Annotated in this window: 19 protein-coding genes; 11 read left to right on the top strand and 8 right to left on the bottom strand. The window is 60.8% G+C overall.

Annotation, left to right across the window (positions count from 1 at the left end):
* Positions 1–13 precede the first annotated feature (13 nt).
* The 5 genes from PspS34_RS18300 to PspS34_RS18320 form a co-directional block, all read right to left on the bottom strand.
* Positions 14–1,483: an efflux transporter outer membrane subunit gene (locus PspS34_RS18300; protein WP_154861356.1), complete on the bottom strand. Its 1,470-nt coding sequence runs from the start codon at positions 1,481–1,483 to the stop codon at positions 14–16.
* The gene (locus PspS34_RS18305; protein WP_154861357.1) at positions 1,480–1,953 is read right to left on the bottom strand and encodes a MarR family transcriptional regulator; all 474 of its coding nucleotides are present in this window, start codon (positions 1,951–1,953) and stop codon (positions 1,480–1,482) included. Before PspS34_RS18305 ends, PspS34_RS18300 begins: the two co-directional genes overlap by 4 nt.
* 238 nt (positions 1,954–2,191) lie before the next feature.
* Positions 2,192–5,863 carry a translocation/assembly module TamB domain-containing protein gene (locus tag PspS34_RS18310; RefSeq protein WP_154861358.1) on the bottom strand — a complete coding sequence of 1,224 codons (3,672 nt, stop codon included), beginning with the start codon at positions 5,861–5,863 and terminating at the stop codon, positions 2,192–2,194.
* Positions 5,860–7,587, bottom strand: a complete 1,728-nt coding sequence (locus PspS34_RS18315) for an autotransporter assembly complex family protein (protein ID WP_102671588.1) — start codon at positions 7,585–7,587, stop codon at positions 5,860–5,862. Before PspS34_RS18315 ends, PspS34_RS18310 begins: the two co-directional genes overlap by 4 nt.
* Positions 7,588–7,665: 78 nt before the next feature.
* Positions 7,666–8,316 carry a GNAT family N-acetyltransferase gene (locus PspS34_RS18320; protein WP_154861359.1) on the bottom strand — a complete coding sequence of 217 codons (651 nt, stop codon included), beginning with the start codon at positions 8,314–8,316 and terminating at the stop codon, positions 7,666–7,668.
* Positions 8,317–8,601: 285 nt separating this feature from the next.
* On the opposite strand from PspS34_RS18320, the gene xthA reads away from it, so the two are divergent.
* Together xthA and PspS34_RS18330 are read left to right on the top strand one after the other, a co-directional pair.
* Positions 8,602–9,414, top strand: coding sequence for an exodeoxyribonuclease III (gene xthA, locus PspS34_RS18325; protein ID WP_154861360.1), 813 nt, complete (start codon positions 8,602–8,604; stop codon positions 9,412–9,414).
* Positions 9,415–9,604: 190 nt separating this feature from the next.
* Complete coding sequence (locus PspS34_RS18330) at positions 9,605–10,945, top strand: phosphate ABC transporter substrate-binding/OmpA family protein (RefSeq protein ID WP_154861361.1); 1,341 nt, start codon at positions 9,605–9,607, stop codon at positions 10,943–10,945.
* A gap of 125 nt (positions 10,946–11,070) precedes the next feature.
* On the opposite strand, the gene PspS34_RS18335 is transcribed toward PspS34_RS18330, so the two are convergent.
* Positions 11,071–12,300 (bottom strand): acyl-CoA dehydrogenase, encoded by a 1,230-nt coding sequence (locus PspS34_RS18335; RefSeq protein ID WP_095059574.1) that lies wholly within the window; start codon positions 12,298–12,300, stop codon positions 11,071–11,073.
* A gap of 165 nt (positions 12,301–12,465) precedes the next feature.
* Between PspS34_RS18335 and PspS34_RS18340 the strand changes: the two genes are divergently transcribed.
* The 3 genes from PspS34_RS18340 (at position 12,466) to PspS34_RS18350 (ending at position 15,049) form a co-directional block, all read left to right on the top strand.
* Complete coding sequence (locus PspS34_RS18340; RefSeq protein WP_090456650.1) at positions 12,466–13,395, top strand: LysR family transcriptional regulator; 930 nt, start codon at positions 12,466–12,468, stop codon at positions 13,393–13,395.
* 206 nt (positions 13,396–13,601) lie between these two features.
* Positions 13,602–14,003, top strand: coding sequence for a MerR family DNA-binding transcriptional regulator (locus PspS34_RS18345; RefSeq protein WP_057714129.1), 402 nt, complete (start codon positions 13,602–13,604; stop codon positions 14,001–14,003).
* Positions 14,004–14,149: 146 nt separating this feature from the next.
* Positions 14,150–15,049: a hydroxymethylglutaryl-CoA lyase gene (locus PspS34_RS18350; RefSeq protein WP_159390265.1), complete on the top strand. Its 900-nt coding sequence runs from the start codon at positions 14,150–14,152 to the stop codon at positions 15,047–15,049.
* A gap of 682 nt (positions 15,050–15,731) precedes the next feature.
* Here the strand turns inward: PspS34_RS18350 and PspS34_RS18355 are convergent.
* Positions 15,732–17,429, bottom strand: a complete 1,698-nt coding sequence (locus PspS34_RS18355) for an AMP-binding protein (RefSeq protein WP_090456654.1) — start codon at positions 17,427–17,429, stop codon at positions 15,732–15,734.
* A 248-nt stretch (positions 17,430–17,677) separates the two neighbouring features.
* Here PspS34_RS18355 and PspS34_RS18360 point away from each other — a divergent pair, with 248 nt between their 5' ends.
* From PspS34_RS18360 to PspS34_RS18375, 4 genes are all read left to right on the top strand, one after another.
* The gene (locus tag PspS34_RS18360; RefSeq protein ID WP_007946948.1) at positions 17,678–18,841 is read left to right on the top strand and encodes an isovaleryl-CoA dehydrogenase; all 1,164 of its coding nucleotides are present in this window, start codon (positions 17,678–17,680) and stop codon (positions 18,839–18,841) included.
* 12 nt (positions 18,842–18,853) lie between these two features.
* Complete coding sequence (locus PspS34_RS18365) at positions 18,854–20,461, top strand: carboxyl transferase domain-containing protein (RefSeq protein WP_090456656.1); 1,608 nt, start codon at positions 18,854–18,856, stop codon at positions 20,459–20,461.
* A gap of 130 nt (positions 20,462–20,591) precedes the next feature.
* Entirely contained in the window at positions 20,592–21,404 is an 813-nt protein-coding gene (locus PspS34_RS18370) for a gamma-carboxygeranoyl-CoA hydratase (protein WP_154861363.1), read from the top strand.
* Positions 21,404–23,359, top strand: coding sequence for an acetyl/propionyl/methylcrotonyl-CoA carboxylase subunit alpha (locus PspS34_RS18375; RefSeq protein WP_154861364.1), 1,956 nt, complete (start codon positions 21,404–21,406; stop codon positions 23,357–23,359). The genes PspS34_RS18370 and PspS34_RS18375 overlap by 1 nt, the downstream gene beginning before the upstream one ends.
* A 39-nt stretch (positions 23,360–23,398) precedes the next feature.
* Here the strand turns inward: PspS34_RS18375 and PspS34_RS18380 are convergent, their stop codons facing one another.
* The gene (locus PspS34_RS18380; RefSeq protein ID WP_154861365.1) at positions 23,399–24,046 is read right to left on the bottom strand and encodes an XRE family transcriptional regulator; all 648 of its coding nucleotides are present in this window, start codon (positions 24,044–24,046) and stop codon (positions 23,399–23,401) included.
* A 129-nt stretch (positions 24,047–24,175) separates the two neighbouring features.
* On the opposite strand from PspS34_RS18380, the gene PspS34_RS18385 reads away from it, so the two are divergent.
* Together PspS34_RS18385 and PspS34_RS18390 are read left to right on the top strand one after the other, a co-directional pair.
* Entirely contained in the window at positions 24,176–24,517 is a 342-nt protein-coding gene (locus PspS34_RS18385) for a DUF3077 domain-containing protein (protein ID WP_150812590.1), read from the top strand.
* A 485-nt stretch (positions 24,518–25,002) separates the two neighbouring features.
* Positions 25,003–26,154 (top strand): M14-type cytosolic carboxypeptidase, encoded by a 1,152-nt coding sequence (locus tag PspS34_RS18390; protein WP_154861366.1) that lies wholly within the window; start codon positions 25,003–25,005, stop codon positions 26,152–26,154.
* Positions 26,155–26,171: the final 17 nt, after the last annotated feature.

The following is a 26,171-nucleotide window of genomic DNA, read 5'->3' on the forward strand; positions in this document are numbered from 1 at the left end:
CAAGTACCTTGAATTAGTGGGTCAGCGTGGCTGACGTGGCGTTGGCCGAGGCGATGGCCTCAGGCTGGAAACCGCCGCCCAGCGCCTGCATCAGTTGGATCGACAGGTCGATCTGCTCGGCATTCAGGTTGGCCAGCTGGCGCTGGGCCTGGAGCAATTGCTGCTCGATGCTGAGCACGTCCAGGTAGTTGCCGATGCCGGAACCGTAACGCTGGACCACGGTGTTGTAGGAATCCTGGGCGATGTCGGTGGCGTGCTGCTGGGCAGCGATCTGCCGGCCGATGTCACGCAACTGGTTGACGCTGTCGCTGACATCCCCCAGCGCCTTGACCAGGCTTTTGTTGTACTGCGCCACGGCGAGGTCGTAATCGGCGTCACGGGAATCGAGGTCGGCGCGCAAGCGGCCACCGTCGAAGATCGGCACAGAGATCGTCGGTGCAATGTTGAAGAAACGGCTGGCCGAACCAAACATCGCATCGCCCAGCAAGGATTCGGCGCCGGCAGCGGCACTGAGGTTCAGGTTGGGATAGAACCGGGTCTTGCCGGCGTCGATGCTTTTGCTCGCCGCTTCGACCCGCCAGCGCGCGGCCACCAGATCCGGGCGACGCCCCAGCAGTTCGGCCGGCAGCACCGAAGGTAGCGCTACCGCACTCGACTGAAGAATGTTGGGTCGGGCAATTTCATTGCCGCGGTCCGGGCCTTTGCCGAGCAGAACGGCCAGGGCAATTTTCGCGCTGTTCAAGCGTTTTTCGGCGTCGATCAGGTTGGCCCGGGAAGTGGCTTCCAGGCTTTCGGTCTGCTGGAACTGGTACTGGCTGTCGATCCCGGCAGTCAGGCGCCGCTGGCTGAGGTCGAGCATTTGCCGGGTGCGCTTGAGGTCCTCGTTGGACAGGTCGTAGACAATGTGCGCCTGACCGAGATCGCTATAGGCCCGGGCGACATCGGCGGCCAGCGTCAGTTGCGCAGCCTGCTGGTCGACTTCGGCGGCGCGAGCCTGGCCGAGGGCCGCTTCCCAGGCATCGCGTTGACCGCCCCACAGGTCGAAGTCGTAGTTGAAACCGGTGCTGATGTTGCGAACGGTGGCGTAAGCGTCACCCTGCCCGAGCGGGTCCTGGTCCCGGGCCAGGCGCGAGCGGCTGATACCAGCGCTGGCATCCAGGGTCGGCATCCGCGCAGCGTCGGCGGCGTAGGCTGCGGCGCTGGCCTGATGGGCACGGGCATCGGCGATCTGCATGTCCGGGCTGTCGCGCAGGGCCTCGCGGATCAGGTCATCGAGTTGCGGGTCGCCGAGGCTTTTCCACCAGTCGCTTTTTGGCCAGGCCGCGGGGGACAACGTCACACCGCTGAGGGATTGCCCGGCCTTGAGGGTCTTCGCGTCGAGGCTGACGCCTTCGGTTTTCAGGCCGCTGTAACTGGCGCAACCGGCGACGCTCATGGCCAACAGCACCAGGCTCAAGCCGGTACGCAAGGGGTTACTGCTCATTTGTCACCTACCCGCAGCAGGGTGATCGCGTCACCGGCTGCCACCAAAATTTTCTTCAGGATCAACTCCAGGGTTTTCAGTTCTTCCGGAGTGATGGCACCGGCCAGTTCATTCATGGCTTCTGCGCCGATGTGCGGCAACCGCCCGGCGAGCTTCTGCCCTTCTTCCGTGAGCACAAGCTGCACCTGGCGGCGATCCGCTTCGGAGCGTTGGCGGGCAAGGAAACCTTTCTGTTCCAGACGATCGAGCATGCGCGTCATCGAGCCGCTGTCGAGGGACAGGTGACGGCACAACTCGCCCGGCGAATCGACGCCGTACTGGGCCATGATGATCAACACCTTGAACTGCGCGGCCGTGATGCCGTGGGGTTCCATGCGGGTGTCGAGGATCCGGTCCTTGAGCAGCGCGGCACGCCCGAGCAACAGGCCGAGATGGCAATTCTGGAAATCTTCCGGGGAGAAATGTTTCATCTGACCACCAATTAGCTGCCTAGGCAGTGAATGTATGTCAAGATGTTACTGCCTAGGCAGCGAATGTCAACGCAATAGTTAGGTTGCTTGCTAAATACCTGATAAACGCAGTCGGGTATTGCGGTGATAACTCAGACGCCTTCGCGAGCAAGCCCGCTCCCACAGGGATCACGCTGAACCTGTGGGAGCGGGCTTGCTCGCGAATGGGGCGACTCGGTCTTTTGTACGGAATGCGGGCCTAGAAATCCCGCTTGTAGAAGATGTCCAGCGAACTGGCCACGCCGCCGGCGGCTTCGAGGTAGACCCTCTTGCTCAGTTTGTAGCGCAGGGCAATGGTGTTGGCCGGTTCGAACACGCCGACGCCATAGCGCAGGCTGAGCTTCTCGGAAATATTGCCGCTGGCCACCACACTGGTGGCGTCACCACTGCCCTGGGTGTCCAGCTGGAAGTCCTGGATGCCCAGGTTCTTGGCGATGCCGCTGGTCACCCCGGAGCTGCCCATCAAGCCCAACCCGAGGGCCGCCTGGGCGAGCATGTTGTTGTCTTCGCCATTGCTGCTCAGCGGACGCCCGAGCACCAGATAGGACAAGGCCTGCTCCTGGCTCATGGCCGGTTCGGAGAAGATCTGCGTGGTCGGCTGCTCGGCGCTGCCACTCAAACGAATGCCGGCGATGATGTCGTCGGTCTTGCGAATGGCCTCGATGTCCAGGTACGGCTGATCGATGGGACCTGCAAACAGCAAGCGTGCCCGGCGCACCGATAGCCGCTGGCCGTAGGCGCGATATCGCCCATCGTTGAGCCACAGCTCGCCACGGGTGTCCATGTTGTCGCCGATGTGCACGTGCCCCTGCACATTCGCGGTCAGGCCAAATCCTGCAAAGCTCAGCTTGTCCTCGCCGACCAGCACTTCGATATCCATTTTCATTGCCAGCGGCGGCTTGCCCTCCTCGGTCTGCTGACCGACGATCACCGTGTCATCGGAGACCTTGACCGTCGATGGCGGCAACTCGCGAATGGTGATGTCGCCCCTGGGCACCAGCACTTTGCCGGCGATGACCAACTCATCGCCCTTCATCGAGATTTTCAGGTCAGGCGCGACTTCCAGCTTGGCGTAAGGCTCGACGGTGACTGGCAACTGCGAACCCTTGAGCGCCAGATCCACCACCAGCGCCTGGCCCCACGCGACGTTGCCGTTCAGGCTGCCATGCCCGGCCTTGCCGCTGTCCCAGCCACCGTTCAGTTGCACGCTTTCACCGGCGATGAGCGCCTGGAGGTGCAGATTTTTCAGCTCCATCGGCAATTCAGGACCGGAGATCTGACCGTCGCTGAGTTGCAGGCTGCCATTGACCTGCGGTGCCAGCAGCCCACCGGAAATCGTGCCGCTGCCATTCAAGCGACCGGTCAGCTTCTCGACCATCGGCACGAACGGTCGCGCCACCGACAGGTCCAGCCCGCTCAAGCGGAACGAGCCGCTCAATGGTTTGTTCTTCGGCAACGGATTGAGCTGCGCCTGCACCATCAGTTCGCCGAGTTTGCCACCGACGAAGTTGAGCTCGGTGTCGATGCGCTTGGGCGTGAGTTTGCTGGTGAGTTTCAGGGTCTGGTACGGGAAGTCCAGCCACTGGTCCTTGTCCTTGATGCGCAACGTGCCGCCGCCGGCATCGACGCTGACCTGGCCGTTCGGGCCACTGGCCGGCAGGTCCAGTTGCAGCTCGGCGTTGAGCCGGCCCTGCCAGCTGAAATCCTTCGGCAACCACTGCGCGAGGCTGTCGATCGGGAATTGCTTGAGGTGATAACGCAGCTTCGGCTCGGGCATCAGGCGCGAGTCTTCACCGCAGAGGCTGGCCTGGCCGGAGGCCCAGCAATGGGCGCCAAAGGTGATTTTGCCGTCCGCCAGACGTTCGAGTTTCGCCGGCCCTTGCAGCTTCCAGTCCTGGCCACCGGCCTGGATATCACCGCTGGCCAGGCGTCCGCGCCAATTGCCTTTGTCCAGCGCACCGTCCAGACCCAGCGCCAGTTTCAGCTTCGGCCCTTGCAGATCGAGGTTCAGTTTCTGGTTCTTGATGTCGCCATGGCCGCTGGCGGTCAGGGTTCCCAGTAAAGTGTCGCCCGCCCGGATGCCGCTGCCCTTGAGGTCGACTTTCGCCCGTTGCGCACTGTCCAGCGTGGCGTCCAGGTTCAGGCTTTGCAGGCGATGGTCCTGGAAAGCCAGCTGCGAACCTTGCAGGTCAAGCTTGCCTTGGGGCGCCTTGAGTGTGCCGGCGACATCCACGCGGCCATTGAGCTGGCCCCGCAGTTGCGGCCAGAGCTGGGCCAGGCGCGGCAACTTGAGATCGATCTGGCCGGCGAGTTTCTGTTGCAGGCTGCCTTTGCCGCTGATGCTGTTGTCGCCGAGGCGAACTTGCAGGGTATTGAGGTTCCATTGCTCGCCACGGCCATCGGCCTTGGCCTGGATCACTGCTGGCTGACCGCGCAGTTTGCCCTTGAGGTCCAGATCGGCATTGAGGCTGAGCACCTCGTTCTTCATCTCACCCGTGCTGCGCAACGGCCCGGCCAGTGTGCCCGGCAGCTCTGCGACCCAGTACGCCGGGTTGATCGCCGACAGGTCCAGCGCGGTGTCCCAGGCAATGCCGTCGGCGAATTGCAGGTTCAGGTGCCCTTCAGCCTTGCCCTGCCCGGCCTGGAGTTGAATCTGTTGCAGGTAGATTTTCGTCAGGTCGCCCGCGAAAGGGCTGGCCAGGGTGAAGGCGCCGGCCGGACCATCCGCCGCCGCGGCGAAATGCCCGAGGTACTTGCCGTCGGTGTAAGAGACTTCGCCGGTGAACGTGCGAAGCGCTACCTGCGGTTCGTCGATGAGCGGATAGAGCCTGTGCCACGGGAAATCCAGCCAGTCGATCTTCGCCTCGGCGCTCAAGCCCTTGCTCCAATCCAGCTGTCCGGTGAGCTTGAGGCTTTGCTTGTCGTTGGCGGTCAGGTCCAGCGCGGCGATCTGCGCGCCCTTGGCGTCGACCTTGCCTTGCAGCGCCAGGGTGACGGGCCCTTGCTCGGCGGGCAGCGTGGCTTTGCCGAGCAGCGCGTAGCCGTTCTTCAAGTCGCCTGCCCCCGTGAGTTCAAGCTGATTGAGTTGCAGGGTGTCCGGCAGATCGGCGCTGGGCTTGAAGCCATCGGCGGTGATCCGCACCTTGGCCGGCAGGTTTTCCACCAGCGGTTGCAGTTCGCCGGTCAGTTGCCCGTTGAGGTAACCGCTGCTGTCGGCGTTCAGGTTCAGGGTCTTGAGCAGGTCGCCGTCGACTTTCAGCGCCAGCGCCAGGGGGGCAGGTGTCGACAACAGGGTCAGCTTGCCGGAGGCGCTGAGGGGCCAGTTGCCGGAGGGCTGCAACAGGCCGGACAGGTCCAGGCTCAGGTCATCGCGCTGCAACGACACTGCGTCGATCTTCAAACCGGCCGTCGTCCAGTGCGCCGCCAGTTGCAGGCCCTTGAGCTCTTCGCTGCCGTTGAACAACAGGCTGCCGACCTTGATCTCTCCCAGTTCGAGGGCCAACGGTAACTTCAGCTCCGGGAGCGTGATCGGGCCGCTGTCTGGCTCTTCGGCACCCGGCGGGAACGTCAGGCTGGCCTGATCGGCCTGCAATTGCTCGATGCACAGGGTCATGCGGGTCAGGCACAACGGCGACCAGGCGAAAATCACCTTGCTCAGTTCAACCCGGTTGCTGTCCTGCTGCCACAGCACCCGGTCGGCACTCCACTGCCCGCCCAGCCGGCCCTGGAAGTTTTCCAGGGTCAAGCCCGGCACGAAACCCAATGCCCAGCGGCTGCCCGTCGCCGTGGCCAGCACCGTGGCCAGCGTCAGGACAACCACTGCCAGCAGCGCCGCCATCGTCAGCAGTGTTGCTTTCAAACCACGCTTCACAGCTCAGGCCCCATGGAAAAGTGCAGTCGAATACCGCCATCGTCGTCCAGCGCATGGGCCAGGTCGAGGCGGATCGGCCCCACCGGCGATACCCAGCGCACGCCGATACCGACGCCAGTCTTGAGGTTCGGCAGTTCGAGCGTGTTGAAGGAGTTGCCCTGATCGACAAAGGTCGCGATCCGCCATTTTTCGGCGATGGAATACTGATACTCCGCGCTGGCGGCGACCATGTAGCGGCCACCGATGCGGTCGCCGTCGGAGTTTTCCGGGGACAGGCTCTGATAGTCGTAGCCACGCACGCTCTGGTCGCCACCGGCGAAGAAGCGCAGCGATGGCGGCACCGATTTGAAACCGTTGGTGGCACTGCCGCCGACCTGCACCCGCCCGAGGAGGCGGTGTTTATCGAACACCGTGGTCAGGCCTTTGACCAATGCCGTGCCGTAGAGCAGGTTGCTGTCGGAGCCCAGACCTTCCTTGGCCACTTTGGATTCGAATTGCAGGCGATAACCGTTGTGCGGGTCGATGCGGTTGTCGCTTTTGAGGTACGAATAGCTCACACCGGGCATCAGCAAGGTACTGAGTCCCGAGTCATCGCCCAGTTGATAATCCTCGCGCTGCCACTTCAGCGACACCACCCGTTGCCAGCCGCTGGGCAGTTTGCTGTGCCACTCGGGGCCGAGGGTCAGCAGCTTGCTGTGGCTGTCCTTATCGGCGATTTCTTCATTCTGGTAGCCACCGGCAAAACGCAGTTTGTCGGTCAGTGGCGGGTCCAGCGGAATGTCGTAGAACAGCCCGACGTTTTGCCGAGGTGCCGAGACTTCGGTTTCCCAGCCATAACTGTGCCCTTGCGCGTTGACCCAGTGCCGGGTCCAGTTGGCCTTGGCCCGCGGGCCGACGTCGGTGGAGAAACCAAGGCCCAGGCCCATGGTCCGCGGCTTGCGGGTTTCGAGCTTGACGTCCACCGGGATCGCCTCGTCCCTGGACGCCGTGGGTGCCGCGTCCACGCGCACACCTTCGAAGTAGCCGCTCGATTGCAAGTTCTGGTTGAGTTCGGCGATCAGCTCCGAGTCATACGGCGTGCCGGTCTTGAACGGCACCATGCGTTGCAGCAACTCGTCATCGAACGGCGTATCGCCCTCGAAACTGACCTTGCCCAAGGTATAGCGCGGACCGCTTTCATAGATCAGTTCGATATCGGCAACGCCGGCCCGCGGATCGACCGACAATTTTGAACGGGTGAAACGGCCGCTGAAAAAGCCATAACGCGAAGCCTGATTCTGGATCAGGCGCTTGGCGTCCTCGTAATGCCCATGGTTGAGCACGGCGCCGGGCTTGAGCGCGTCGCTTTTGGGAATTCGAAAGGCCTTGAGGGAGGCTGCCGGACCGTCGACACGTACCGTGACGTTGCGCAAGTGCACCGGCTCGCCGGGGTCGACCGTCAACACCAGGCGCGGCTTTTCGCCGCCCTTCACTTCACTGTCGATGTGCGGCTGATAATAGCCCAAGGCCTGGGCGGCCTTGCGCGCCTGTTCTTCGGCGCCACGGCTGAAGCGCAGCAACGCTTCTTCATCGCGATCGCCGAGGCTGCCGATATAGCCTTCGATATTGGCTTTCAGCTCGTCATTGGACGGTTTGATCCGTACATCCAATTCGCTTTGTGCCAGCGCTGCGCAGCTGGTCATCAGCATCAGCACACCGCTGGTAATTCTTCCTGGAAACTTCATAGGCGCGGATGCTATCACGAGCATGGATCATGAACATGGAAGCGTGATAGAGCCTGACATGCAAAGAAAGTTCGCCGTTCAAGCCGTTGCTGTTTGTAACACCTGGGGATTGGGGTGAAAAAACACGTGCTCGCGAATCGGTCCTACGGCAACTTCACCGATTTCCTGATAGCCCTGGCGCTTATAGAACTCCAGGTAGCGAGGGTTCCCGGTATCGAGGATCACGCCCTGTGAATTTTCATCCACTGCGCACCAGTTGTGCACGGCTTGCAATAGTTGTTCACCGAAATGTTTGCCCTGGAACTGCGGATGAACCCCCAGCAACGGCAAGACGTGCACCGATTCATTCGGCACACAGGCCTCCACGGCCGCGTGATATTCGAGGTAGCGACGGGTGCAGCGAAATCCCGTACTGAGCACCATGCGCAGGCGCCAGGCCCAACTTTCGGTGACGCCAAGGCGACGTTGCGGCGGTGCGATCAGGGCGATACCGATCAGGCGGTCGTTGACCAGCAGGCCGATGGCCGGCAGGTCCTGAAAAAAGTGCTGGGTCACCAACTCGCGCACGGTGGCGCGAACCCGCTGTTCGTAGCCGGGGCGCTCGGCTTCGAACAGATAACCGAAGGTCGGCTCGTGTCGATAAGCCTGGTACAGCAACGAACGCGCTTCGCGGCCGTAGCCGCTGTCGAGCATGTGAATATCGGCGATGGCGGTCGAGGTTTCGGGCATGACGGTTGATCTCCCCGGCACAGCTCGGGTGGCTGCGCTCTTGTTGTTACGAGCCTGTTGGCGCTGACACAGTTCCGAAATGAGTGTAGGCAATGAAATCGCCTTCGCGAGCAAGCCCGCTCCCACAGGTGATGCGCCAGCCTTGCTTTTGTGGGAGCGGGCTTGCTCGCGAAAGGGCCATCACTGCCCATATACATCTGACAGGCACAACCGAATCCCCTCACCCCACACTGGCCCGATTCCCACATGTCAGCTAGCATCGCCCTTTTGCCAGGACTGCCGACCATGAAGATCGTCTCCTTCAACATCAACGGGCTGCGCGCCCGCCCCCATCAGCTGGCGGCGCTGATCGAAAAGCACCAGCCCGATGTGATCGGCTTGCAGGAAACCAAGGTCCACGACGAACAGTTCCCGCTGGCCGAGGTGCAGGCCCTGGGTTATCACGTGTACTTCCACGGGCAAAAAGGCCATTACGGCGTCGCCCTGCTCTCGCGCCAGAAGCCGCTGGCCCTGCATAAAGGTTTCGCCACCGACGAAGAAGACGCCCAACGACGCTTCATCTGGGGCACCTTCGCCGACGCCAACGGCGTGCCGGTGACCATCATGAACGGTTATTTCCCACAGGGCGAAAGCCGCGACCACCCGACCAAGTTCCCGGCCAAGCAGCGTTTCTACGGCGATTTGCAGCAATTGCTGGAAAGCCAGTTCAAGAACGACCAGCCGCTGGTGGTGATGGGCGATGTGAACATTTCCCCGGAAGACTGCGACATCGGCATCGGCCCGGACAACATGAAGCGCTGGCTGAAAACCGGCAAGTGCAGCTTCCTGCCGGAAGAGCGCGAGTGGATGGCCCGTCTGAAGAACTGGGGCCTGGTCGACAGTTTCCGTCACTTGAACCCGGACGTGACCGACACCTTCAGCTGGTTCGACTATCGCAGCCGTGGCTTCGAAGACGAGCCCAAGCGTGGCCTGCGCATCGACCTGATCCTCGCCTCCCACGGCTTGTTGCCACGGGTGAAGGCCGCCGGTGTGGACTATGAACTGCGAGGCATGGAAAAACCTTCGGACCATGCGCCGATCTGGCTTGAGTTGAGCTGACATCTAACAGACACATCAATACCTTGTGGGAGCGGGCTTGCTCGCGAAGGCGGTCTTACATTCAACATCGACATTGAATGTTATGGCCCCTTCGCGAGCAAGCCCGCTCCCACATTTGCAAAGCGTCATTTTTCGGAAACCTTACTGACTTAATCTCCCGACACCTCCTTTGGCTATATATGGTGCCGGCATGATGCTGCGCGTGTTGTTCCTGTTGATGCTGTGCACGGGCTTGCCGCAGGCGGCCTCGGCCGGCGACTTGCCGACACCCGAACACGGCCCGGCGCTGCGGATTCAGGGTTCCAACACCATCGGTGCGGCATTGGGGCCAGCGCTGGTCGAGGGTCTGTTGAGTGAACAGGGCCTGCGCAAGATCCGCCGTGAAACCCCGGACACCGCCAACGAACTGCGCATCGTCGGCGAAACCGTTCAGGGCCGTCGGGTCGTGGTGGAGGTAGCGGCCCATGGCTCCAGCACCGGTTTCACTGCACTCAAAGCAGCCAGCGCCGATCTGGCCGCCTCGTCGCGCCCGATCAAGGACAGCGAACTGGCCAGCCTGCAATCGCTCGGCGACCTGAAAAGCCCGAGCGCCGAACAGGTCATTGCCATCGATGGCCTGGCGATCATCCTTCATCCGGACAATCCGCTGAACCAACTCGACACCGTGCAACTGGCGCGCATTTTCAGTGGCGAGGTGAAGAGCTGGGAAGACATTGGCGGTCGCGGCGGGCCGATTCATTTGTATGCACGGGATAATCAGTCCGGGACCTACGACACCTTCAAGGAACTGGTCCTCAGCGGCCACGGGAAAACCCTCGGCGGTGCGGCGAAGCGCTTCGAGTCCAGCGAGCAACTGTCCGATGCGGTCAGCGCAGACCCGCAAGGCATCGGTTTCATCGGTTTGCCCTACGTGCGCCAGGCTAAAGCCGTGGCCATTGTCGACGGTCAATCGCAAGCCATGCCGCCGCTCAACAGCCTGATTGCCACGGAAGATTATCCGCTGTCCCGTCGGCTGTTCTTCTATCTGCCACCCAACGGAAAAAATCCCTGGGCCAATGCCCTGGTGGCGTTTGCCCAAAGCACTAAGGGTCAGGCCATTGTGGCCGCCAACGGTTTTATTGCCCAAACCGTCCAGGCCATGGCCGTTACCCCCAATGCGCTGATGCCAGAGGGTTATCAGGCGCTAAGCAGACATGCTCAACGGTTGTCGGTGAACTTCCGTTTCGAGGAAGGCAGCGCCACCCTGGACAACAAGGCCCGACAAGACCTGTGGCGGGTGCTCGACTATATAAAGCTGCACGACAAAACGGCTGGGCAAGTGACGCTGGTGGGGTTTGGCGATGCCAAGAGCGACCCGGCGCGCGCCGATCTGTTGTCGAAGCTGCGGGCCATGGCGGTACGGCGGGAGTTGGTGAAGAGCGGCGTGGTGTTTCGCGAGATTCGCGGATTCGGTGCCGAAATGCCGGTGGCGGCCAATAGCGCCGATGAGGGAAGGATCAAGAATCGGCGGGTTGAGGTTTGGGTGTATTGAGCCAGATGTTGGTGCATTGAATGGAATGACGCCTTCGCGAGCAAGCCCGCTCCCACACTGAATCTTCGCCGTGGAGAGATCCAATGTGGGAGCGGGCTTGCTCGCGAATGGCAGGCGCCGCGGTCTTAGTGTCCGCTACGCATCATCTCCTTCGGCACATATTTGCCGATTTCGAACTTGCCGATTGCCGCACGGTGCACTTCGTCCGGGCCGTCGGCCAGGCGCAGGGTGCGTTGCATTGCATACATGTAGGCCAGCGGGAAATCGTTGGAAACCCCTGCCCCGCCATGGATCTGGATCGCCCGGTCGATCACCCGCAATGCCACGTTTGGCGCGACGACCTTGATCTGCGCGATCTCGCTTTTCGCCACTTTGTTGCCGACGGTGTCCATCATGTACGCCGCTTTCAACGTCAGCAGGCGTGCCATGTCGATTTCCATCCGCGAGTCGGCGATCTTGTCGATGTTGCCGCCCAGGCGTGCCAGAGGCTTGCCGAACGCCGTGCGGTTCACCGAGCGCTTGCACATCAGTTCCAGGGCGCGCTCGGCCATGCCGATCGAACGCATGCAATGGTGAATCCGGCCAGGGCCAAGGCGACCTTGAGCAATTTCGAAGCCGCGTCCTTCGCCCAGCAGGACGTTTTCGTAGGGCACCCGCACGTTTTCGAAATGCACTTCGGCGTGCCCATGAGGTGCATCGTCGTAACCGAACACCGGCAGTGGACGCACGATCTTCACACCGGGCGCATCCACCGGCACCAGAATCATCGAGTGCTGGGCGTGACGTGGCGCGTCCGGATTGCTCAGGCCCATGAAAATCAGGATTTTGCAGCGCGGGTCGCAAGCACCCGAGGTCCACCATTTCTTGCCGTTGATCACCCACTCGTCGCCATCGCGCACGGCACGGGCGGCCATGTTAGTGGCGTCGGAGGACGCAACGTCCGGTTCGGTCATGGCGAACGCCGAGCGGATCTCGCCCCGCAGCAGCGGTTCGAGCCAGCGTTGTTTCTGCTCTTCGTTGGCGTAACGCACCAGCACTTCCATGTTGCCGGTGTCCGGTGCCGAGCAGTTGAACGGCTCTGGCCCCAGTAGCGAGCGGCCCATGATTTCCGCCAGTGGCGCGTATTCGAGGTTGGTCAGGCCGGCACCCAGTTCGGACTCAGGCAGAAACAAATTCCACAGGCCTTCGGCCTTGGCCTTGAGTTTCAGTTCTTCCATGATCGCCGTCGGCTGCCAGCGATCACCCTCGGCGACCTGGCGCTCGAACACGGCTTCGGCGGGATAGACGTAGGTGTCCATGAACGCTGTTACGCGCTCACGCAGTTCCTGAACCTTGGGCGAATAAGCGAAATCCATGAGCGAGATACCTTCTTGGGGGAGGTTGTTTTAGGTCATGTATCGATGCTAGAACAGCGTTGATAATTTACCTAGCCTATTCTCGGCGTGTATAAACATTCATCACCGATATATGATCGGCTGATCGTCACGGTCAGCCCGCCCACACAATAAGAGAGCCGCGTAATGAATCTGAGCAAGGTCGATCTCAACCTTTTCATCGTCTTCGACGCGATCTACACCGAAGCCAACCTGACCCGCGCCGGGCAGATTGTGGGCATTACCCAGCCAGCGGTGTCGAACGCTCTGGCCCGGTTGCGCGAGACCTTCAACGACCCGTTGTTCGTGCGCACCGCCCAGGGCATGGTGCCCACGCCCATGGCGCAGAACATCATCGGCCCGGTACGCAACGCGCTCTCGCTGCTGCGCGTGTCGGTGCAGGAAAGCCGCATTTTCAACCCGCAGCAAGCGGTCAAGACCTATCGCATCAGCATGACCGACCTGACCGAAGCGGTGATCCTGCCGCCGCTGTTCCAGCGCCTGCGCCGCCTGGCTCCGGCGGTGATCATCGAAAGCTTCCTGTCCAAACGTCGCGAAACCACCAAGGAACTGGCCGCCGGTCGCCTCGACTTTGCGGTGGATGCGCCGCTCAACACCGACCCGCAGGTGCGTCACGTCAAGTTGATGGAGGACCGCTACGTGTGCGCCATGCGCAAGGGGCATCCGCTGGCGGGCAAGGAAAAACTCACACTGGACGATTACCTGAGCCTGACCCACATCCATATTTCCAGTCGTCGCAGCGGCCTCGGCTATGTCGACCTGGCGCTGGGCAAGATGGGCATTCAGCGCAAGATCGCCCTGCGCTCCCAGCATTACCTGATGGCCTCACAAGTGTTGCAGCAGACCGACATGGTCATGACCGTACCGGAACGCTTCGCCCGTCGTAACGATTTGCACGCCTTTTATCTGCCGGTCAACGATGTACCGCCGGTGGAAACCCACCTCTACTGGCACGAAAGCACTGACCAGGACCCGGCGAACCGCTGGATGCGCGAGCAGATGATCGAGTTGTGCCAGCAGGTGACGGCGCAGGAGAAAAAGCTGGAAAAGGTGTAGGGCGTTACACCGCGTTATCGTTCTTCGCGAGCAAGCCCGCTCCCACATTGGATCTTCAGTGGACAAAATACTTGTGTCCTACACAGATCCCTGTGGGAGCGGGCTTGCTCGCGAAGAGGCCAGCAAGAACAGCAAAAATCGCTGCCCCTTGACGTAAACGTCAACCTGCCATTAGCTTAGCGCCATGACCTTTTGCGAGCGCGTCCATGAGCAGCCAGACCTACAGCATTTCCGATCTCGCCCGCGAGCTCGACATCACCACCCGCGCCATTCGCTTTTATGAAGAGCAAGGCCTGCTCAGCCCCGAGCGCCGTGGCCAGGAACGCATTTACTCGCCCCGCGACAAGGTCAGCCTGAAGCTGATCCTGCGGGGCAAGCGCATCGGTTTCTCCCTGGCTGAATGCCGCGAGCTGATCGAGCTCTACGATCCGTCCAGCGGTAACACCAAACAGTTGCACAGCATGCTGGCGAAAATCAGTGAGCGCCGGGAGCAGCTTGAACAGCAAATGCTGGACATCGAACAGATGAAACTGGAACTCGATACCGCCGAAGAGCGCTGCGTGCAGGCGCTGGAGCAGACGCTCAAAAGCCAGGAAGTCATTCAGTAAAACCCGACCCCTTGTAGGAGCGAGCCTGCTCGCGATGGTCGTTAACGATAACCCGTGTTTGCTGGATAAACACGGTGCCTGGGAGCCCATCGCGAGCATGCTCGCTCCTACAGGGTTCTCCGAACAATCAGCACAGGTCGAACCCCATGCCCCTCCCCACCCACGTACGCATTGTCGAAGTCGGCCCACGCGACGGCCTGCAAAATGAAGCCCAACCCATCAGTGTTACCGATAAGGTGCAACTGGTCGACGCACTGACCGCAGCCGGGCTCGGCTATATCGAAGTCGGCAGTTTCGTTTCGCCCAAGTGGGTGCCGCAGATGGCCGGCTCTGCCGAGGTCTTCGCGCAGATCCAGCGCAAACCGGGCGTGGTCTACGGCGCGCTCGCCCCCAACTTGCGCGGTTTCGAAGATGCCCTCGCTGCCGGGGTCAAGGAAGTGGCCGTGTTCGCGGCGGCGTCCGAAGCGTTTTCCCGGCGCAACATCAATTGCTCGATCAGCGAAAGCCTGGAGCGTTTCGGGCCGATCATGGACGCCGCCAGACAACATGGGGTGACCGTGCGCGGGTATGTGTCCTGCGTACTGGGCTGCCCCTATGAAGGTCATGTCGCCCCGGAGCAGGTCGCCGTGGTCGCCCGCGAGCTGTATGTCATGGGCTGCTATGAGGTCTCGCTGGGGGACACCATCGGCACCGGCACCGCTGGCGCAACCCGCAAGATGTTTGAAGTGGTATCGAAGGAGGTGCCCCGGGAAAAACTCGCCGGGCACTTCCACGATACCTACGGCCAGGCTGTGGCCAACATCTACGCCAGCCTGCTGGAAGGCATCTCGGTGTTCGACAGCTCCATCGCAGGTCTCGGCGGCTGCCCCTACGCCAAGGGCGCCAGCGGTAACGTCGCCACCGAAGACGTGGTTTACCTGCTCAACGGCCTGGGCATCGACACTGGAATCGACCTCGACGCCCTGATGCTCGCCGGTCAGCAGATTTGCACGGTATTGGGCCGCCCTACCGGTTCCCGCGTGGCCAAGGCCCGCAGCGCACAGTGAGTGCGCTGAGTGTGTCCGGGTGTTACCGCTGTGTCTGAAACGTGGGCACAAGCGAGTAACACGGAAACAAATTGTAGGGTTTTGCCTGAGGCGCAAAACTCTACAAATTTTCAAACCATTGATTTTAAAGGCTTTTATAAAGTTGGCACGCCTCCTGCTATATCTATCGCATAACAAGAATAAAAAAATTGCGGCAAACCTAATAAAAACAAGACGTAACGACTCTGACATAACAAAAACAACACGGCAGAGACGCAGCTAACAGATTTTTTTGGAGAAGATGTGCTTTTCAGGGTGCTTTTCGGAGTTACCCGCAACCGGGCAGAGAATAATAAAACTACCTTCAGGTAGCTCCCGAACTGGTTGGATCGCTCAGCGAGAAAGTAGATCAGCGCTCAAAAAAATACGTTTGCTCTTGATCCCGAATGGGGATCGCCAAAAACAGCGGTAAAGGGCAACGGTTGCCAAAAACAAAAACAGACCGACCCTCAATAATAAAAAAAGAGCACGCGCAACGAAAATTAAAGGGGAGCTTCGGCTCCCCTTTGTGCTGTCTGCGATTCTGAAAACTCTTCAAGACACTGTGGGAGCGAGCTTGCTCGCGATGGCGGTGGATCAGTCAGCACAAACGTTGAATGTCACACCCTCATCGCGAGCAAGCTCGCTCCCACAGGTTTCCTCTTCATTCCTGCTTTTCGCGCAACTCCTCGATACTGATCTCGCGCATCCGGAATTTCTGGATCTTGCCAGTCACCGTCATCGGAAACTCCTCGACGAACTTGAAGTAGCGCGGCGTTTTGAAGTGCGCGATGCGCTCCTTGCACCAGGCTTGCAGCTCTTGCTCGGTAGCGCTGTGGCCGGGGTGGAACTTGATCCAGGCGACAATCTCTTCGCCGTAGCGCGAGCAGGGAATGCCAATCACCTGCACGTCCGCAACGGCCGGATGAGTGAAGAAAAATTCTTCCAGCTCCCGCGGGTAAATATTCTCACCACCACGGATGATCATGTCCTTGTTGCGCCCGGCAATGCACACGTAACCCTCGTCGTTCATGCTCGCCAGGTCACCGGTGTGCATCCACCCAGCCTGATCGATGGCGTCCGCCGTGCCTTCAGGGTTGTTCCAATAGCCGAGCATCACGCTGTAACCGCGGGTGCATAGCTCACCGATGGTGCCACGCGGCACCAGGTTGCCCGCTTCGTCGATGATCTTGCTTTCCAGTTGCGGCTGGGTGCGGCCGACGGTGGTCACGCGCAGTTCCAGGTCGTCTGAAGGACCGGTCTGCAACGACACCGGACTGGTTTCCGTCATGCCGTAGGCAATCTGCACTTCGCTCATGTGCATTTCGCTGATGACCCGGCGCATCACCTCGATAGGACAGGTTGCGCCCGCCATGATCCCGGTGCGCAGGCTCGACAGGTCGAACCCGGCACGCTGAGGTTGATCGAGCATGGCGATGAACATGGTCGGTACGCCGTACAGCGCGGTGGCCTTTTCTTCGGCCACGGTGCCCAGGGTCAGCAACGGATCGAACGCGTCGTTCGGGTAAATCATCGTACTGCCATGGGTGATGCAGCCAAGATTGCCCATCACCATGCCGAAGCAGTGATACAGCGGCACCGGGATCACCAGGCGATCGGCCGCCGTCAAGCCCAGGCTTTCGCCAACCATGTAACCGTTGTTGAGAATGTTGTAGTGACTGAGGGTCGCGCCCTTGGGAAAACCGGTGGTGCCAGAGGTGTACTGGATATTCACCGCCTGGTCGAAATGCAGGCTTTCCTGACGCTCGCGCAATTGTTCAGGAGACACGCTGCCAGCCAGATCCGTCAGTTGCGACCATGGCAGGAAACCGCTGGGCGGCTGCACATCCAGGCTGATCACGCCGCGCAACTCCGGCAACCGCTCGCTGAGCAATTTGCCGATGGACTGCTCCGCCAGTTCCGGCACCAGGCCCTGCACCATGGCGTGATAGTTCGAGGTCTTGAAGGCCCCGGCACACACCAGCCATTGGCAGCCGGATTGCTTCAACACGTATTCGAGTTCGGAACTGCGATACGCCGGATTGATGTTGACCAGGATCACGCCGATTTTCGCGGTGGCAATTTGGCTGATGCACCACTGCGCACAGTTCGGCGCCCAGATACCGAGGCGGTCCCCGGCTTGCAGCCCCAGCGCCAGCAGGGCCCTGGCGTGCAGGTCCGCGGCCTCGGCCAATTGCCGCCAGGTGTAACGCAGCTGTTGATGGCGCACCACCAGCGCCTCCCCGTCCGGGTACTGCGCAACCGTGTTGTCGAACGCCTGGCCGATGGTCATCGCCAGCAAGGCTTTGTCCTGGGAACCACGGGTGTAACTGCGTTGCGGGCTTGCACTGGGTTGATCCATGACGACCCCTATTGTCTTTATTTTGTAGGAGCGAGCTTGCTCGCGAAGAACGTCAAGGCAACGCGTTTATCCAGACAACACGGGTTATCGTTGACGTCCTTCGCGAGCAAGCTCGCTCCTACAGAATCACCCAAGTTGACGTTAACGTAAAGGGTGATTGACAGCCATTCGTCACAGGCTTACGTTAACGTAAAGGTGAGAACCCAATCACGGCCTCCCCACCCTACAAAAAAGCCAAAAGGTGACCCATGAGCTATCCATCCCTGAACTTTGCCCTCGGTGAAACCATCGACATGCTGCGCGATCAGGTTCAGTCCTTCGTCGCCAAGGAGATCGCCCCGCGCGCCGCTCAGATCGACATCGACAACCTGTTCCCCGCCGACCTGTGGCGCAAGTTCGGCGACATGGGCCTGCTGGGCATTACCGTGCCGGAAGAGTACGGCGGCGCCGGCCTGGGTTACCTGGCCCACGTGGTGGCCATGGAAGAAATCAGCCGTGGCTCGGCTTCGGTGGCGTTGTCCTACGGCGCGCACTCCAACCTGTGCGTCAACCAGATCAACCGTAACGGCAACCACGAGCAGAAATCCAAATACCTGCCGAAGCTGATCAGCGGCGAGCACATCGGCGCTTTGGCCATGAGCGAACCGAATGCCGGTTCCGACGTGGTGTCGATGAAACTGCGTGCCGATAAACGCGGCGACAAGTACGTGCTCAACGGCAGCAAGACCTGGATCACCAACGGTCCGGACGCCAACACCTATGTGATCTACGCCAAGACCGACCTGGAAAAAGGCCCTCACGGCATCACCGCCTTCATCGTCGAGCGCGACTGGAAAGGCTTCAGCCGCAGCAACAAGTTCGACAAGCTCGGCATGCGCGGTTCGAACACCTGCGAGCTGTTTTTCGATGACGTCGAGGTGCCGGAAGAAAATATCCTCGGCGTGCTCAATGGCGGCGTGAAAGTGCTGATGAGCGGCCTCGACTACGAGCGTGTCGTGCTCTCCGGCGGCCCGACCGGGATCATGCAGGCGTGCATGGACCTGATCGTGCCGTACATCCACGACCGCAAGCAGTTCGGCCAAAGCATCGGTGAATTCCAGCTGATCCAGGGCAAGGTCGCCGACATGTACACCCAACTCAACGCCAGCCGCGCCTACCTGTATGCCGTGGCCCAGGCTTGCGAGCGCGGCGAGACCACGCGCAAGGACGCCGCCGGCGTGATCCTCTACAGCGCCGAACGCGCTACGCAAATGGCCCTCGACGCGATCCAGATTCTCGGTGGCAACGGCTACATCAATGAATTCCCGGCCGGCCGTCTGTTGCGTGACGCCAAGCTGTACGAAATCGGCGCGGGCACCAGTGAGATCCGTCGCATGCTGATCGGTCGCGAACTGTTCAACGAAACCCGCTAAACGGAGCTGCACATGGCTACCCTGCATACCCAGCTCAACCCCCGTTCAGCGGAGTTCGCCGCCAACAGCGCAGCGATGCTCAAGCAGGTCGACGCGTTGCACACCCTGCTCGCCCAAGTGGCGCAAGGTGGCGGCCCGAAGGCTCAGGAACGCCATACCTCGCGGGGCAAATTGCTGCCTCGCGAGCGCATCAACCGCTTGCTGGATCCGGGTTCGCCGTTTCTGGAAATCAGCCAACTGGCGGCGTACGAGGTGTATGGCGAAGACGTCCCCGCTGCTGGCGTAATTGCCGGGATCGGCCGTGTGGAAGGCGTCGAGTGCATGATTGTCGCCAACGACGCCACGGTCAAAGGTGGTTCGTATTACCCGCTGACGGTGAAAAAGCACCTGCGCGCCCAGACCATCGCCCAGCAGAACCGTCTGCCGTGCATCTATCTGGTGGACTCCGGCGGCGCCAACCTGCCGCGTCAGGATGAAGTGTTCCCGGACCGCGAGCACTTCGGACGAATTTTCTTCAATCAGGCCAACATGAGCGCCATGGGCATCCCGCAGATTGCCGTGGTCATGGGTTCCTGCACCGCTGGCGGCGCGTATGTGCCGGCCATGGCCGATGAAGCGATCATGGTCCGCGAACAAGCGACCATCTTCCTCGCCGGCCCGCCGCTGGTGAAAGCCGCGACGGGTGAAGTGGTCAGTGCCGAGGACCTCGGCGGGGCCGATGTGCACTGCAAGATTTCCGGTGTGGCCGACCATTATGCCGAGAGCGATGAACACGCCCTGGCACTGGCACGCCGCAGCATCGCCAACCTCAACTGGCGCAAGCAAGGCGAGGTTCAGCAACGCACGCCGATCGCCCCGCTCTACAGCAGCGACGAGTTGTACGGCGTGGTCCCGGCCGACGCCAAGCAACCGTTTGATGTGCGCGAAGTGATTGCGCGGCTGGTGGACGGATCGGTGTTCGACGAGTTCAAGGCGCTGTTCGGGACGACGCTGGTCTGCGGTTTTGCTTACCTGCACGGTTACCCGATCGCGATCCTCGCCAACAACGGCATCCTCTTCGCTGAAGCGGCGCAGAAAGGCGCGCACTTCATCGAACTGGCGTGCCAGCGCGGCATCCCGCTGCTGTTCCTGCAGAACATCACCGGTTTCATGGTCGGGCAGAAGTACGAAGCTGGCGGCATCGCCAAGCACGGCGCGAAACTGGTGACCGCCGTGGCCTGCGCCAAGGTGCCGAAGTTCACCGTGATCATCGGCGGCAGTTTCGGTGCTGGTAACTACGGCATGTGCGGTCGCGCCTACGATCCGCGCTTCTTGTGGATGTGGCCGAATGCGCGCATCGGCGTGATGGGCGCCGAACAGGCGGCCGGCGTGCTGGTGCAGGTCAAGCGCGAACAGGCCGAGCGCAGTGGCCATGGTTTCAGCGCCGAACAGGAAGCCGAGATCAAGCAACCGATCCTCGACCAGTACGAAGAACAGGGTCACCCCTACTATTCCAGCGCGCGTCTGTGGGACGACGGTGTCATCGACCCGGCCCAGACCCGCGACGTACTGGCCCTGGCCTTGTCCGCGTCGTTGAACGCGCCAATCGAACCGAGCCGCTTCGGCGTGTTCCGGATGTGATTTTTTGTAGGAGCGAGCTCGCTCGCGATGGTCGTCAACGATAACGCTGAAAGCCTGACACCCAGCGGCGTCCTCAAGACCATCGCGAGCAAGCTCGCTCCTACAGAACAGAGTTGTGGAGACGGACAATATGAGCGACTTCAACACCCTCGAACTGCTGACCGACCCCCGTGGATTTGCCACGCTGTGGCTCAGCCGTGAAGAAAAGAACAACGCCTTCAATGCCGAAATGATCCGCGAACTGATACTCGCCCTCGACAAAGTCGCCAGCGATGCCAGCCTGCGGTTTCTGATCGTGCGCGGTCGCGGCAAGCATTTCAGCGCCGGCGCCGACCTGGCCTGGATGCAGCAATCGGCCGAGCTCGATTACGCCACCAACCTCGATGACGCCCGGGAACTGGCGGAATTGATGTACAACCTGGCCAAACTGAAGATTCCGAGCCTGGCCGTCGTGCAAGGCGCAGCCTTTGGCGGCGCGTTGGGCTTGATCAGTTGCTGCGACATGGCCATCGGTGCCGATGACGCGCAATTCTGCCTGTCGGAAGTGCGCATCGGCCTGGCACCCGCGGTAATCAGCCCGTTCGTGGTGCAAGCCATTGGCGAGCGCGCTACACGTCGCTACGCCTTGACCGCTGAGCGCTTCGGCGGGCAACGGGCACGGGAAATCGGATTGTTGTCGGAGAGCTATGCAGGTGCCGAGCTGGAACAGAAAGTCGGTCAATGGATCGACAACCTGCTGCTCAACAGTCCGGCCGCGATGCGCGCCAGCAAGGACCTGTTGCGCGAAGTCGGCGACGGCTCACTGACCCCGGCATTGCGCCGCTACACCGAAAACGCCATCGCCCGCATCCGCGTCAGCCCCGAAGGCCAGGAAGGCCTGCGCGCCTTCCTGCAAAAACGTCCGCCGAGCTGGCAAGCCGAAACCACCAAGGAGCCCCGTTGATGAGCGCACCTGTCCTCACCACCCTGCTGGTGGCCAACCGTGGCGAAATCGCTTGCCGGGTAATGCGTACCGCCAAGGCCCTGGGCCTGACCACCGTGGCCGTGCACAGCGCCACCGACCGTGACGCCCGGCACAGCCGCGAAGCTGACATTCGGGTTGACCTCGGCGGCAGCAAGGCCGTCGACAGCTATCTGCAGATCGACAAACTGATCGCTGCCGCCAAGGCCAGCGGCGCCCAGGCGATTCACCCCGGCTATGGCTTTCTGTCGGAGAACGCCGGGTTCGCCCGCGCCATCGAAGCGGCCGGCCTGATTTTCCTTGGCCCGCCCGCCTCGGCCATCGATGCCATGGGCAGCAAGTCCGCCGCCAAAGCCCTGATGGAAACCGCTGGCGTGCCACTGGTGCCCGGTTATCACGGCGAAGCCCAGGACCTGGAAACCTTCCGCGCCGCCTGCGAACGCATCGGCTATCCGGTGTTGCTCAAGGCCACGGCCGGGGGTGGCGGCAAAGGCATGAAAGTGGTCGAGGACATCAGCCAATTGGCCGAAGCCCTGGCCTCGGCCCAGCGTGAGGCGCAATCGTCGTTCGGCGACTCGCGGATGCTGGTGGAGAAATACCTGCTCAAGCCACGTCACGTGGAAATCCAGGTCTTCGCCGACCAGCACGGCAACTGCCTGTACCTCAACGAACGCGACTGCTCGATTCAACGTCGTCATCAGAAAGTCGTCGAAGAAGCACCGGCGCCGGGCCTGAGTCCGGAGCTGCGGCGCGCCATGGGTGAAGCCGCCGTACGCTCGGCGCAGGCCATCGGCTACGTCGGTGCCGGCACCGTGGAGTTTTTGCTGGATGCGCGCGGCGAGTTCTTCTTCATGGAAATGAACACCCGCCTGCAGGTCGAACACCCGGTCACCGAAGCCATCACGGGCCTCGACTTGGTGGCTTGGCAGATTCGCGTGGCACGCGGCGAAGCGTTGCCGATGACTCAAGACCAGGTGCCGCTGGTGGGGCACGCGATCGAAGTGCGGCTGTATGCCGAAGACCCGGGCAATGATTTCCTGCCGGCGACCGGTCGCCTGGAGCTGTATCGCGAATCCGCCCAAGGGCCGGGCCGTCGAGTGGACAGCGGCGTTGAAGAAGGCGATGAAATTTCGCCTTTCTACGACCCGATGCTCGGCAAGTTGATTGCCTGGGGTGAAGACCGTGAACAGGCGCGCTTGCGCCTGCTGAGCATGCTCGACGAATTCGCCATCGGCGGGCTGAAGACCAACATCAATTTCCTGCGGCGCATCATAGGCCACCCGGCATTTGCCGCTGCCGAACTGGATACCGGTTTCATTCCGCGTTATCAGGAACAGTTGCTGCCGACCCCAGCGGAACTCAGCGAGGATTTCTGGCAAGCCGCCGCCCAGGCGTTCGCCCAGAGCCAGCCCCATGCAACCCGCGCCGATGACCCGAGTTCGCCGTGGGCTGCACCTAACGGGCTGCGTGCCGGCTTGCCTAGAGAAATCACTCTTCACCTGAGTTGTGAAGGTCAGGACCGTGCGCTGACGCTGGGCGACATCAATGCCCACAGCGCTCGGCTCAAGGGCGAGCAACTGCTGACCGAGCACGAAGGCGTGCGCCGTCAGCACCGCGCAATACGCCGTGGCGACTATGTGTATTTGCAGTGGGATGGCGAGTTGCGCCGCATCGAGTCTTACGACCCGATCAGCGCCGTCGAGGCCAGCCACAGCCATCAGGGCGGGCTGACCGCTCCCATGAACGGCAGCATCGTCCGGGTACTGGTAGAGGCCGGGCAATCGGTCGAGGCCGGGGCGCAATTGGTGGTACTGGAAGCGATGAAGATGGAACACAGCATCCGCGCGCCCCACGCCGGGGTGATCAAGGCGCTGTATTGCCAGGAAGGCGAAATGGTCAGCGAAGGCAGTGCGCTGGTCGAACTGGAAGAAGCGTGAAATGAAGATCGGTCCTACGCATAGCGCGGACCGATCTGATCAGAACCTGGCTGTTGCCTGAACCACTACACCGATGATTCGACACTCTTCGGTGTACAAGGCTTTCGGATACGTCGGATTGAGCGGGACCAGATAACGCTGCCCGCCCTCTTCGATGAGCTTGCGGAACGTGGCTTCGTTGCTGCCCGGCCACTGGGCAATGACCAGTTTGCCAGGCTCGACGTCCACCGCAGGGTCCACCAGGATCAGCATGCCTTCCGGGATGCTGATGCCATTGGGTGCGGTCATCGCATCGCCTGCCACTCTCAACCAGAATGCCGGCCCCCGGGCGTGGTAATCGGACAGTTCAAAGTGCCCTTTTCCGTACACCGGAATCTCGCCGTCACGCACTTCGGCAGGTTCGCGCCAGTCACTGACCGGGTAGCGAAAGTACGGGTTGTACTTCTGTGTCAGGGGGATTTCGTCGTCCGTTGACGCCTGCGGCTCCCGGATCACCAGCGCCACTTCGAGAAACTCAAGGCCCAGCGCCCGCAACACGCGGTTCATGTCTTCGATGCCGGGTTCACGACGTTTGTTGAGCCAGTGGCCAATGCCGCCCTGGGACATCCCAAGGCGCTCGGCGAGTATCTCTTGAGTGATTTTGAGTTCACTCATCTTGGCCTTGACCAATTCAATCCATTTATCCATGTGCGGCACGATACGTGGGCGACTCCAGCCATCAAAACACAAAATGTAGTATTTAAATTGTCGTCACAAATACAGTTCGTATTAGGATCGGTTCACGGATCTGAATCTAACACGGAGCTTGCCATCGCCATGAACCAACCCACCAATGACCTGCCGGACATGCACATCGACACCACCTTTACCTCGCCCTTGGACTCGGCGGCGGCACAACGCGCGCTGGACTATTACTTGAAACCAGCTGTTTCGGAAGGAGTGGCCGAGCCGCGTCTTTTTGATGTAAACCGCAATATCAACGGCGAAGAGGCGCTGGTCCATGCCCTGGACCTGTTGCGCTGTGCTGCCGCCACCGCGTACGAGTCCGCCAATCACCTGCAAGGCGCAAGCCGCGACCTGGCATTTTCGACGGTGCACATGATCGACATGGCCAAGGCGATGGTCGATCGATCGCTAGAGAAGTATGAAAACGGTTGAGGTGAGAAGACAAATCGAGAGGGCAGGAAAGAATTTTCCTGTCGCGCAGGTAAAAACGTTTGACTTGCAAACGAGAATGATTATTATTGCATCAACTGATCGCGAGATCAGTCGATGGACCAGGTGACCTTAGGTCGGTCTCCTGGACTATCTCCTCATCAGGCTAATCACGGTTTTTGACCCGGCTTTTTGCCGGGTCTTTTTTTTGCCAGTTTTTCTGGCTTTGGCTTCAGGCTAATGAAGTCTTTGGGTGCCGCAAATTCGATGGCGCGGATGATATCAAAAGAATTCCAGTTGGCAAGAGAAGCCCGGCATCATTGGTTCAAACCAGCGACAGATAGCACTTGAGAATCAATCGCATAGCCTCTAAGCTGCGGCGGCGTCAAGGAGGACGCCCCCACCCTCGCACCCCGCAATTCCCCTCGGTTTCACCCCACTCTTGCGTGTAAAGTAGCCACCATAAAAATCATATTCAGGACCCGATTATGGCCGTGGCTAAATCTTCTTTCGACATCAGTGCCAACTTCGACAGCGGCAATATCCAGGTAATCGATGTCAGCGACCCGCTCAAGCCCCTGCTGGCGATCCGCCCCGATACCAAAAGCAACCATTTCCAATGGTTCCACTTCAAGGCCAGCGGCCTGCATGTCGGCCAGGAGCACTGGTTTCGCCTGAACAATGCCAGCCAATCCTCCTACAACAAGGCCTGGGCCGGCTATCAGGCGGTGGCGTCCTACGATCACGTCAACTGGTTCCGCGTACCGACCATTTTCGAAGGCGACTGCCTGCGCTTCAGCCTCGAAGCCGAGCAGACCCATGCCTGGTTCGCCTACTTCGAACCCTACAGCCGTGGCCGCCACGACTGGCTGATCGAGCAGGCGCTGACCAAGGCCGGCACCGAACTGCTGGCCACCGGCAAGAGTGTCGAAGGTCGCGACATCCAGCTATTGCGCAAAGGCACCGGCGCCGAAGGCCAGCGCAAAGTGTGGATCATCGCCCAGCAACATCCGGGCGAGCACATGGCCGAGTGGTTCATGGAAGGCGTGATCGAACGCCTGGAAAAACACGACGACCCAGTGCTGAACAAACTGCTGGCCGGCGCCGATCTGTACCTGGTGCCGAACATGAACCCGGACGGCGCCTTCCACGGACACCTGCGCACCAACGCCATGGGCCAGGACCTGAACCGCGCCTGGCAGAACGCCAGCCAGGAAATCAGCCCGGAAGTCCTGTTCGTTCAGCAGCAGATGGAAAAATACGGTGTCGATATGTTCCTCGACGTCCATGGTGACGAGGAAATCCCTCACGTGTTCACAGCTGCTTGCGAAGGCAATCCGGGTTACACACCGCGGATCGAAAAACTCGAAGAACACTTCCGCAACCACCTGAAACACACCACAAAGGATTTCCAGACCAAACACGGCTACACCCGCGACGAGCCGGGTCAAGCCAACATGACGCTGGCCTGCAACAGCGTGGGCCAGAAGTACGACTGCCTTTCGCTGACCCTGGAAATGCCGTTCAAGGATCACGATGATCATCCGAACCCGTTGACGGGCTGGTCGGGCAAGCGCTCGAAGCAGCTGGGCAAGGATGTGCTCACCACCATTGCGGATATGGTCGATACCCTGCGCTGATCTCCCTTCAAGATCAA

Source organism: Pseudomonas sp. S34, from assembly GCF_009866745.1.
Lineage (GTDB): Bacteria > Pseudomonadota > Gammaproteobacteria > Pseudomonadales > Pseudomonadaceae > Aquipseudomonas > Aquipseudomonas jessenii.